The organism is Bacillus sp. 3255, from assembly GCF_031456485.1.
Taxonomy (GTDB): Bacteria; Bacillota; Bacilli; order Paenibacillales; family NBRC-103111; genus Paenibacillus_E.
Genome location: NZ_JAVDUS010000004.1, coordinates 300,966 through 312,669 on the forward strand (window position 1 = coordinate 300,966; position 11,704 = coordinate 312,669).

The following is an 11,704-nucleotide window of genomic DNA, read 5'->3' on the forward strand; positions in this document are numbered from 1 at the left end:
AAGGGGAATGCTTCGCATGTGGAAGTGGAAGACCGCAGTACTGCACAGGCAGTCCGTTTTCGTGAAATTTGTGCTCTCTTATCTGTTGATCCTGATCATTCCGATCGTGATCGGCGTTCAGCAGTACTATAAGACCCAGCAGGTGCTCGTTGAGGATGCGGCAGAAATGAATCTTCAGATTTTGAGGATGAGTCAAGGGATCGTGGACCGGCTATTCCTGGAGGTGGACGATGTCGTCTCCACGCTATCGGTCAATAACGATGTGCTGAGCTTGATGCAAAATGTAAGCACTTCCCCGACACCTGAGCAGCTCTACAATTTCTCCTTGCTTCGCAACAGCTTGAATCAAATCACGATTACGAATAAATTTTTCTTCGATATTTACTTAACGTTCAAGAACAGTCATTCCGTCATCACGTCCAAAACATCGTTCGATCTCCGGGACAACGACATTCGAATCGGCGGGCAACCGCTTGAGGCATGGATGGAAGCCGTTTCCACACGAGGCGACCAGAAGCAATACTACAATTTGGATTCCGTCCGAATCGGCGGGGCCGAGCATAAACTCATCGCCTATGTCAGTCCGCTGCCGAACGGATTTCAAGGCAAGGTTCAGGGCTCGATTGTCGTCTTCATCAATCAGAACGACATTAACGGTTTGTTTGAACGTTTGGTGATCAAGAACAAAGGATTTGCGTACATTCTGGATACCAAAGGGCAAATGATCGCACCGACCTCGGTGGACGGTGTCCAAATCGGCAAGCCCAGAGAGGAAACGACCGCATCCAGCTCCGGTTCCTCCTTCGAAACCATTAACGGAAGCAAGCTGCTCGTGTCGCACTCACGCTCCGATCAGAACGGATGGACCTACATTGCCGCACTGCCGACAAGCGTCGTTTTGGCCAAAGCCGATTACATCAAGCGAATGATTGCCGTCATCACGGGGATCACGTTAATTTTGGGCATTGTCGCTGCGATATTGATGGCGTACCGCAATAGTAAGCCGCTCTCCGAACTGATGGACTCCATGAAGGAATTTGCCGCCAGAGAGCCCGGCAAGCGATCCGGCTTCTATGAGATGATGCAGAGCACCGTCTCGGAAATTATGAACAGCAACCGCATGCTGAGCAGCCGCATGGAGCAGCAGCTGCCGTTGATTCAATTTTCGATGATCGAGAGGTTAATGAAGGGCTATTATAAGAACGACGCTGACATCCAAGAGGCGCTAGCACAGGCTAAGGTTTCGCTGCAAGGCGACAGGTTCTTTGCGGTCTCCATTGCGATCTCGCTCGGAGAAGGCTATGCGATCGCACCGAACGGGGCCAAATGGATTCAAGACTATATCGTCATGCAGCTGCGAGATGTGATCGAGGATTGCGATTATTTGATCAGTTTGAACGGGGATAGGGCCGATATGATCGTTTCCCTGTCTGCCTCTCACGAGGAAGCGGGGGCCTTCACAGACCGGTTAAAGCGCGAATGGCAGGCCGGGAAGAACGGCACGCTCGCCAATAATGAAATTCGTCTCTCCATTGGCATTGGCCGCATCTATAGTCACTTGCACGATGTATGGAGGTCCCATGATGAGGCAAGGCAAGCGGCGGACTATGACGTATTTGGCGGCTATGATGCGATCATTTGGTACGAAGATATCGTACAAGGGTCGAACTTCTACTATTATCCGATGGACTTGGAGCTCAAGCTGGTGCACACGGTCAAGAACGGCGATGTTGAAGCATTCGATCACATCATGCATCAGCTGGAGGAACACAATCACACGGAACGGCAGCTCAGCGCTTCAACCCGGAAGCAGCTGGTCAGTGAGCTGCAAGGCACGTTATACAAGCTTCTGGAACAGCTGCAATTCGGTTATGCCACGTATGATGAGCTGAATGAGAAGCTGGAATTCATGAACCATACCAAGGCCGACATGCCGTGGGGGGCGATCAAGAATGCGCTGTATATCGTGTGCCACCACATCAACGATAACAAAAAACAAAAGCATAACAAGATGGCAGATGACATGATGCAGCTCGTTCATGCGCAATATCTGGACGCCAACTTCGGCTTGGCCGGCCTTGCTGACCATTTCAAATGCTCGGAAAGCTTCATCTCCGTGCAGTTTAAGGAGTACGCGGGAGCAAGTTTCTCCGATTATGTAGAGAAGCTGCGTCTGGACAAAGCTTGCCATCTCTTGCGCGATACGGAGAAGAGCATCAACGATATTGCGCTGGAGGTAGGGTACAATAGCGACAAAAGCTTCAGGCGTGCTTTCAAACGAACGCTCGGCATACAACCGACATCGTATCGTGATTCACCGACATAACAGAACGACAGGTAGAGCGCAGAAATGCGCTTTTTTTATTTGGATAATCATCCCTATAACCGGGCCAGCCACCTCTAATTGGGATTGCGAGCACTTTCGCATCAAACGTATGGTCCAAAATTTTTGTTCCATGCCCATGAAGCCGGAGCACGAAGTATGTAAGCGCTTAACATCTTGAGCTGCCAGAAATCCTTGCCGTTCAAGGATTGGCGCGATGGCGCATCGTCAAATGTATGGTTCCTCATGAACTGTTCCTTTACGATCGCTCTTGCCGCAGCTATTGTTGAGCCTATAAAGCGCTGCCATAACTACAACCATCCGATATTCACGAAAGTTGGTGAGGCGAAACTTATGAATGCTAGTGACAATGCCACCGTTTCAATGAACGTACGAACCAAGCTGGCGCCTGCTAACCGAGGCTTCTGGCACCGAGTCAAGCAGCAGAAAATATTGCTGCTCCTGTTAATACCGGGACTGTTATACTTTTTCATCTTTTCTTACGTCCCCATGTACGGCGTCCTGATTGCATTCAAGAATTTCAAAATGCAGGCCGGGGAATCTTTCTTCAGCAGTGTCCTGCATGCGCCATGGGCGGGCTCGCTCGGATTAAACCACTTCAAAACGTTCATTAACGGCCCGTATTTCGGCATGCTGCTCCGCAACACCTTTTTGTTGGGGCTTTATGCCATCGTTTTCGGTTTTCCGATGCCGATTCTATTTGCACTTCTCCTCAATGAGCTGCGGAACCGGTATTACAAGAGCTTCGTGCAGACGGTCAGCTATCTGCCTTATTTCCTATCCATCGTCGCTATTGTAGGAATGATGAAGCTAATGCTCGCTCCGGAGACAGGAGTCGTCAACCTGCTGCTTGTCAAAATGGGGATGGAGCCCATCTATTTCTTCGGGATGCCGAGTTGGTTCCGAACGTTATTCATTTCCTCGAATATTTGGAAGGATCTTGGCATGGGCGCGGTCATTTACTTAGCCGCCTTGTCCAAAGTGGACGCGGAGCAGTATGAATCGGCTGTACTGGACGGGGCAACACGGATACGGCAAATTTGGCATATTACGCTTCCGGCTATCAAACCCGTTATTGTCATTACGCTCATCTTAAGCTTGTCGGGCGTTCTGAGCGTAGGCGCAGAGAAAGTCATCCTGATGTATTCTCCGCTGACCTACGACACCGCAGACGTGTTCTCCACTTACGTATACAGGCAGGGGCTGATCGACATGAACTTCAGCTTCGGCGCTGCGGTCGATCTGTTCAATTCGATCATCAACGTCATTTTCTTGGTCAGCGCCAATTATTTGGCGAAGAAAGTATCAGGCGAGAGCTTATGGTAGCCGGGTAGAAGGAAAGGAGGGCACAACGTGGTCAAAGACAGGACCCTAAGTTCCAAAATGCTGGACGGCGTCGTTCACCTGGTGATGGTCGTCGTCGTGATCGTAACGTTATTTCCGGTACTCAATATTATCGCAGTCTCATTCAGCTCTCCGGAGCATATCTCGAACGGATCTGTCGTTCTCTTCCCGAAGGGCTTTAATTTGAGCGCTTACCGAACGATTTTGTTCGAAGATGTGCACATTCCCAAGTCATTTCTTAATTCCGTTTTTATCACGCTGGCAGGTACGATTGCGAATGTCATCATCACGACGATCACTGCGTATTCGCTTTCGAAGAAATATTTGGTGCTGCGGGGCTATTTCATTACTTTCGTGGTGATACCCATGTTCTTCGGAGGCGGCATCATTCCGCTGTTTCTCGTTGTGAAATCGCTCGGTATGGTCAATTCCTATTCGTCGCTCATTATTCCGTCATTGATGAGTCCTTGGTGGCTCATCATTATGATCTCCTTCTTCCGGACATTTCCCGTTGAGATCGAAGAAGCGGCGAAGATCGACGGCTGCAGCGACTTCGGTGCGCTGATCCGCATCGTACTGCCCTTATCGACGGCAGCCGTAGCGACGATTTCCTTGTTCTATGCCGTTGCGCATTGGAACTCATTCTTCTCCGCCATGATGTACTTGAACGACTACAATATGTATCCGCTGCAGCTCATCTTACGGGACATCGTGCTGCAAAATTCGCTCGCCGAGCAGCTCGCCGCCTCAGGGAACGTCGCGCTGGCGAACGATGTGCAGTCCAGTCTTACGCCGCAAAGCGTACAGTACGCGACACTCGTGATTTCCATCATTCCGATGTTGATCGTTTATCCGTTCATCCAGAACTATTTTGTGAAGGGCATCATGATCGGGTCCCTGAAGGGATAGCAGCGAACGGAACGCATCGAGAGGGGGAATAGGATGGTGTAAGGCTTCTGGTTGCCCAAAGAGGATTGCCAAGGTTAACAACTTTATGGATGAAAAGGGGATACGCGCATGTTGAAGAAGAAATGGATCGTTTCCGCCGTAGTCGTTGGAATGTCTTCCACTGCTGTCTTGTCAGGTTGTTCAACGAATGCCGATAAAACGGAGGTCAGCACAGCTGCCTCGACCGATGCCGCCAAAGCCGCCTCAGATCCGAACAGTATGGACAAAACCGTCAATTTGAAAGTGGTCAGTCAGACCAAATATGCACCCAACTCGGTTCCTAACGAATATACGAAACAGACCGAACAGAAATTCAATATGAAATGGGATTATCAGGCGATCCCGCTGTCGGCAGGCATGGATAAATATAATGTCATGTTTGCTTCCGGCGATTATCCGGATTTCATTCCGAACATGAACAACTGGAACGCCGTGAAGAAATGGGCATCCGCCGGTTATTTGCTGCCGATCGGCGATTATTTCGATAAGCTGCCGAACTACCGCAAGCTTTACACGGATGAGCAATGGAAAATGCTGCAGGATTTCACGTCCGTCAACGGCAAAATCTATATGCTTCCTTCGATAACGACAACGTACGATCCGATGGCTTGGATTTACAGGAAAGATGTCTTCGATAAAGCCGGCATCACTTCGTTCCCCAAGACGACGGATGAGTTCATGGCTGCTCTCCAGAAGATCAAAGAGACGAACCCTAACTTCATCGGCGTTGGCGTTCGCGGCGGTTCCGGCAATACCGGTGTGAAAGCGCTGCTCAACAGCTTCGCCAACACCTTCCGGGTACCGGCGGACTTCGCCGGATCGACAGGTTGGACCAGCTTCTGGAAAGACCCGGATATGAATAATCAGGTCGTATTCTCTCCGGCAACGACGAAGCAGCGCGACATGCTCAAATATTTGGCGAAGTTGTATAAGGCGGGCCTGATTCAGAAAGATTTCGCGACGGGCACGGAAGACCAATTCAATCAAAACCGCTTGAACGGCAAAGACGTCATCGACTTCCAATGGGTCAGCCAAATCGTCTCCCTGGAGAAACAGAATAAGAATGCGGACTGGGAGTATGCGCGCACTTACCTGGAGGATACCGCCGGCGGTAAAGGTCCTCTCATGTTCAAGGGTCCGGACTTCGCGCTCTTCGGTTCTATTCTGAGCAATAAATTGGCGGAGGAGCCGGACAAATTAAACCGTCTGCTGAAGTATCTGGATTGGTCGTCAACGCCGGAAGGGCAGCTATTTAACCAATTGGGCGTGGAGAATTTGACCTATGTCATGAAGGATGGCGTGCCTATCTACAAAGACGATTTGGACCGCAAAAAGGTGCTTGAACAGTATGGCTTCGACTACTTCATTACGAAAAGCGACGCTGCGCAAAAAGCCGATCCGACCTATGCGATTACTGCGGAAGCGGCGCCGGTTTTCAAACAGATGACAACCGTTCTGGCACCTTATGCAACGCTTACCGAGGATGAAACCAACACGGTGAATTCGGTCATGACGGGCGTATGGAACGAGGTCTACCAATTCGCGACCAAAGCGGTTATGGGTCTGGTCAATATCGAAGATGACAAAGTGTGGAACGATCACTTGTCTAATTTGAACAAAGTCGGATTAGACAAGGCGCTGGCCATTTATCAAAAAGCGATCAAATAAGGAGATTCCGGCTGGAGCATGCATCCTGGAAAGATGCAGGCTCCGGCCTGATGTAAGGGGGAGCCGAAACGATGACGGAACGTCATGAAACGCTCGATCCATTCGCTGAAATAGCTCTGCGGGAACATCCCTTTGCCAAAGAAGGGATGTCCGCATCGCAGCCGGCTGCTTATGAGAAGCGATGGTTCGCCGCTTCGCAGGTAGCCGTTCCGAGGCAGAACACACCAAGCTTTGAAGCGGAGCTGTCGGCATTTCGCGGGCAATTGGCTGCGCTCAGAGAGCGGTACCGGCCCTATTTGCAAAATAAGGTGCCGCCACAGGAGCTAGTGAGACCCCAGCTTGAACTGGCGTCGTTCCAATTCCGTTACCGGGAGGAGCAGGACCGCTCATTCGCCCGGGTGCTTGCGGGAGAGGGCTCCTGGGAGCAGGTACGCATTCCCGATTTCCGGGGACCGACGAAGGAGCAGGGCCGTTGGACCGGCTATTATCGGACGGAGTTTCAGTTTCCTAAGCCTGCCAAAGGCAAGAGGCTGTTCCTCGTCCTGCAGGGCGTTGATTATAAGGCTGCGGTCTATATGAATCACAAATGCTTGGGCATGCATGAAGGATTATTCGCATCGTTTGAATTCGATTGGACGGAGGAATGGCGGGAGCATAACGAGCTGGTTGTCGAGGTGATGAACGATTACCCGATGATGGGCGTCGACGGAACCCGGCTTGACGGCGATAAAATGTATGCGGCGACCGGACCGGGCTGGGATGATCCGCAGGATGGCTGGCATCATTGTCCGTCCGGAGGGGGCATCTATCAGCGCGTGTTCGTCGAGGAACGCTCCGAGCTGTATCTGCAGGACCTATTCATTCGTCCGGTTCCCGAAGAGCAAATCTTTGAAGCCTGGATCGACATCGGCAACACGACAGACGGTCTGATGGAGCATGCCGAGTTAAGGCTTGAGGTGTATGCGCGAAACTTCGAAGGGGAAGGCCTTCGTGACATTTCGTTCGACATCCCTTACGCAGGACCAGGGGTGAACAATTACCGGTATAAGCTCGCCTGGTCCGATTTCCGAACTTGGGAACTGGAAACGCCTTATCTTTATACGCTGAGAGCCACAATCCTAAATAAAGGCGAACGTGTCGACCAGAAAGACCGAAATTTCGGCATGAGAAGCTTTCGGATGGATGAGCAGTCGAATCCCAAAGGGAAGCTTTATTTCAACGGCAAGCCGATCATCCTGCGCGGAGCCAATGAAATGGGACATTTGCAGCAGTGCGTCATGACCGGCAACCGGGAGCAGTTGATTGACGACATCCTCATCGCGAAGCTGGCGAATCTTAATTTCTACCGGATCACGCAACGTCCGGTCCAAGAAGAGATATACGACTATATGGATATGCTGGGCATGCTGAATCAGTGCGATCTTCCGGCGTTCGGCTTCATCCGGCGCAATCAATTCAGCGAGGCGGTCCGTCAGTCGGCGGAGATGGAAAGGCTCGTCCGCAGCCATCCATCCGTTGTGCTCGTGTCCCTCATCAATGAGCCTTCACGTCCGGCCAAACGGGGCAAAGGGCACCGTCATCTGTTCCGGGATGAGTTGGAAGCGTTCTTTACCGCAGCCCGACAAGCGATTTATATCGAAAATCCGGACCGGGTGATCAAAAACGCGGACGGCGATTACGATCCGCCAACCGAGACCGGGTTATCGGACTTCCATTGTTACACCATGTGGTACACCAATCATGCGCTGCCCTTCGGCGAGCTGTACCAAGGGCATCTGCCTCCGCTGAAAACCGGCTGGCTAACCGGCTGCGGGGAATATGGCTCGGAAGGGCTGGATCATCTCGCAGTCATGCTGGAGCGTTACCCGCAGGCCTGGCTGCCGGACCAGCCGGATGATGACTGGATGCCAAGCCGGATTATCGATGCGCAAACCTACAGCTTTCACGGCGATTGGTTCCCTGAGCCATCCACGCTGAAAGATTGGATTCGTGCAAGCCAGCATCACCAAGCGCAGGTTACACGGCTCATGACGGACGCCATTCGCAGACGAGCCGACCTGATCGTCTCTTCCGCCATCCATCTGCTTATCGATGCGTGGCCTTCCGGCTGGATGAAAGCATTGGTCGGCGTCGATCGGATACCGAAGCCGGCCTATTTCGCTTATCGCAGCAGTCTGCAGCCTCTGCGCGTCAATCTCCGATGCGACCGGTGGAGAGCTTATGCCGGTGAACCGATCGAGGTAGAGGCTTGGGTATTGAACGATTCGGCGCAGACCTACCGCAATTGCCAAATCCGGGTTACGCTGCGGGATGATCGGGAGGATGCCGCCTCCTACGAAATTGCAGCGCAGGCGGAGGCTGTTAGTTCCGCCTATGCGGGTACGATTCGCTTGATGATGCCGGCTGTCAAGAAGCGGTGCATGATCTATATAGATGCCGAACTTGCGGATGAATGCGGCGTTGTACGCAATGCGGAGAGATTCGAAATCGAGGTTTTTCCCGGGCTGGAGCGGCAGAGTTCACCTCCCGGTATCGTCGTTCTCGGAGATGGTGCGGAATCCGTGCTTTCGGCGCTGGGCGTTGAGAGCAGTCACTACAAGCCGGGGCTTCCCTTCCGGACGATCGTCATCTCCTCCATAGCCGCTTATGAGAGCAGCCGGGGGGATATCGAGCGATGCATACGGAGCGGGGCGCGAGCTGTTTTTCTGCAGGACGAGGGGCTTCGAACGGAATGGACCGTCTGCGACTGCGAAGTGTCGGAAACGGAGATGACCGAGCTGTTCGTACTTGCCCACCAGGGGAACGTTACACCGGGCATGGAGACGCAACCGCTTGATTTCGCCTACTGCTATAATCGCGATACGAATCGTATCGATCCGATTGCACGGAGCTATGTGCAGCTGGAAGGACTTGAACCGCTGATCTATACCTACGAGAAGCCGTCCCGAGCGGAGCCGAAGCATGACGGTAAGAAGAAGCGGGCTGTTGCCGGCAAGAAACGAGCGGGCAGCGGTGAAGTTGTGATTGTCCGGCTGCTGCTTCAAGGACGCATCGGTTTCAACCCAACCATCGATCACTGGTTGCATGCGATCCTGCAATAACTTCGGCAGATAAGGAGAGAGTCTATGAAAGCTATACCGATCAAGCCCCAATACGTCGTACCGTGGGCGTTAGAGACGGCATTTTGCCATCACGGCATTCCGTTATCCAACGGCGTGTATGGCGCATTAGTCTGGTTTCAGCAGGATACCATCATGATTACCGTCAACCGGGCGGATTATTGGGATCATCGCGGAGGCATCGTCTGGACGGAGGCATGCACGTATGCGAATCTCAAGGAGCTGCTGCAGCGAGGTGATGTTGCCGCAGCGCGGCAGTTGTACCCGGTCGAGCAGGTGAACGGCAAAGAGAAACGGCCGACGCGTCTGCCGATGGGCCGATTCGAGCTGAAGCTTCGGGAGGAAGCCGTCATCGAATCGGCGGCCTTGGATCTTCAGCGAGCGGAAGCGCAGATCGTCTGCCGGGTGAACGGCCAGCTGAAGGTGATCACGATGACGATTCTGATGGACCGGCCGGTCCTTTTGGCAGCCGGAGTCAAAGATGTTATAGAGAGCTTGACGGCTAAGCCTGCGTACGATTTTGCGAAAGTGAAGGCTTATTACGACGACTTCGGCATTATGCCGCATAAGCCGCTGCAAGCGCCGAATGCGGTCGGCTGGGTGCAGGAATTACCGGCAGATCCGGCCTGCGCGGTTCAGGCCGTATGGGCCGAATCGCTTCTGCAAATCACCGCCGAGTACGGAGCCTCGGCTGCCCAGGCGGAGGAGGCGGCTGCCCGGCATTTGACTGCAGGCAGCGGCTGCACGTACGACCACATCGGCGAAGAAACACGGCGGAGCTGGAAGGAACTTTGGGCACAGGCGGCAGATATTCAGCTGCCCGATGAGGAGATAGAGCGGATCTATTACCTGGGCATTTACCGAATGCTCGGCAATGCGATGCCGGGGCGCTTGGCGCCGACGCTTCAAGGGCCGTGGGCTGAGGAATACCGCATGCCGCCATGGAGCTGCGATTACCATTTCAACATCAATGTGCAGGAATGCCTGTGGCCGGCCTATGGCGCGAATCTGCTGCCGTGTCTGCAGCCGCTGTTCGCGATGATCGATTCTTGGAAGCCGATTCTGGCCCGCAACGCCGCGAGGTTCGTCGGGATTGACAACGGCTATATGCTGGGCCACTCCGTAGATGACCGGGGTTATCCGGTGGGCGGCATGTGGACGGGGACGATCGATCAGGCGAACACATCATGGGTCGCCCAGATGATGTGGCAGTATGCAAGGTATGCGGGCGATCCTACGTACTTGGTGGAGGAGGTCTATCCGTTCATGAAAGGAGCGCTTCGCGTCTTTGCGGCAATGATGGAGCGGGATCACGATACCTATGCATTGCCGGTATCCGTCTCTCCCGAGTATGGCGGGTCCTCGGCGGGTGCGCTGGGCAGAAACTCAACTTTTTTCCTGGTTAATGTCCGTTTTCTGTGCGATAAGCTCATCGAAACGGCGGAAACCCACGGGATCAAGGATGAGGAGTTGGACATGATCCGGGACATTCGCAGCAAATTGCCGGCTTTCACGGCAGGTCCGCGGCAGTATCAGGAATTCGGCCTTCAACCCGGGGATGAAATTTATTTATGGGAGGGGCAGCCGTTATCGGAATGTCATCGCCATCATTCGCATTTGGCCGGGATTTACCCGTTTGACACGTTCGATATGTCGGATCCTTACACCCGGGCAACGGTTGATAACGCTTATCGTTCATGGGTGGATAAAGGAATGGGACGCTGGGCGGGCTGGTCCTTGCCCTGGGCTTCCATCCTGCATAACCGGCTGGGCAAAGCGGATATGGCGTTATTCTCCCTTCATATTCTCAAAGAAATCTATATGATGCCGGGATACGCCACCGCACATAACGGGAAATATGCGGGCTTCACGCAATTCGTCGGCGCCGATGTGATGCAGGTCGAAGCGGCGATCGCCGCCGCTGCGGCGGTGCTCGAAATGTATGTGCAGTGCGTAAGAGGGACCCTCCGCGTATTTAGCGGGCTCTCCGCACGGTTCAAGGAAGCTGCCTTCGCCGGCATACGAGCGGAAGGCGCGTTCCTCTTGTCAGGCAGCAAGACAGGCGGGCGGATTCAAGAGATTACGGTTTATGCGGAACGCAGCGAAACACTGCGGCTCGTTAATCCTTTTTCCGGCAAAGCGGTTATGACTCGCGGGGGCGTCAAGCTCGAGACGGATGAAGCCTGCATTGCGCTTAAGCTGAGCGCAGGGGAAACGGTTGTTTTCACGGCGGCAGCATCTATGAATGAACAGGCATCAATGGCCTGAAGGAGGAGGACTT

6 protein-coding genes are annotated in these 11,704 nt (G+C 53.1%); all 6 read left to right on the top strand.

Annotation, left to right across the window (positions count from 1 at the left end; translation table 11 throughout):
* Nucleotides 1–16: 16 nt before the first annotated feature.
* The 6 genes from J2X61_RS08240 (at nucleotide 17) to J2X61_RS08265 (ending at nucleotide 11,691) form a co-directional block, all read left to right on the top strand.
* Nucleotides 17–2,326: a helix-turn-helix domain-containing protein gene (locus J2X61_RS08240; protein WP_274468812.1), complete on the top strand. Its 2,310-nt coding sequence runs from the start codon at nucleotides 17–19 to the stop codon at nucleotides 2,324–2,326.
* Between the two features lie 351 nt (nucleotides 2,327–2,677).
* A complete protein-coding gene (locus tag J2X61_RS08245) occupies nucleotides 2,678–3,670 on the top strand; it encodes an ABC transporter permease (protein ID WP_274468813.1) in 993 nt (330 codons plus the stop codon).
* Between the two features lie 27 nt (nucleotides 3,671–3,697).
* Nucleotides 3,698–4,597 (top strand): carbohydrate ABC transporter permease, encoded by a 900-nt coding sequence (locus tag J2X61_RS08250; protein WP_310187216.1) that lies wholly within the window; start codon nucleotides 3,698–3,700, stop codon nucleotides 4,595–4,597.
* A 108-nt stretch (nucleotides 4,598–4,705) separates the two neighbouring features.
* Entirely contained in the window at nucleotides 4,706–6,304 is a 1,599-nt protein-coding gene (locus tag J2X61_RS08255) for an extracellular solute-binding protein (protein WP_310187218.1), read from the top strand.
* Nucleotides 6,305–6,375: 71 nt separating this feature from the next.
* Nucleotides 6,376–9,405: a glycoside hydrolase family 2 TIM barrel-domain containing protein gene (locus tag J2X61_RS08260; protein WP_310187222.1), complete on the top strand. Its 3,030-nt coding sequence runs from the start codon at nucleotides 6,376–6,378 to the stop codon at nucleotides 9,403–9,405.
* A 24-nt stretch (nucleotides 9,406–9,429) separates the two neighbouring features.
* On the top strand, nucleotides 9,430–11,691 hold the full coding sequence (locus tag J2X61_RS08265; protein WP_310187225.1) for a glycosyl hydrolase family 95 catalytic domain-containing protein: 2,262 nt from the start codon (nucleotides 9,430–9,432) through the stop codon (nucleotides 11,689–11,691).
* The last annotated feature ends 13 nt before the right edge of the window (nucleotides 11,692–11,704 follow it).

What these genes read in the sequence shown, in the direction of transcription:
- J2X61_RS08245 (WP_274468813.1), top strand. Translation starts at nt 2,678, where the DNA reads ATGAATGCTAGTGACAATGCCACCGTTTCAATGAACGTACGAACCAAG.
- J2X61_RS08265 (WP_310187225.1), top strand. Translation starts at nt 9,430, where the DNA reads ATGAAAGCTATACCGATCAAGCCCCAATACGTCGTACCGTGGGCGTTA.
- J2X61_RS08260 (WP_310187222.1), top strand. Translation starts at nt 6,376, where the DNA reads ATGACGGAACGTCATGAAACGCTCGATCCATTCGCTGAAATAGCTCTG.
- J2X61_RS08240 (WP_274468812.1), top strand. Translation starts at nt 17, where the DNA reads ATGTGGAAGTGGAAGACCGCAGTACTGCACAGGCAGTCCGTTTTCGTG.
- J2X61_RS08255 (WP_310187218.1), top strand. Translation starts at nt 4,706, where the DNA reads ATGTTGAAGAAGAAATGGATCGTTTCCGCCGTAGTCGTTGGAATGTCT.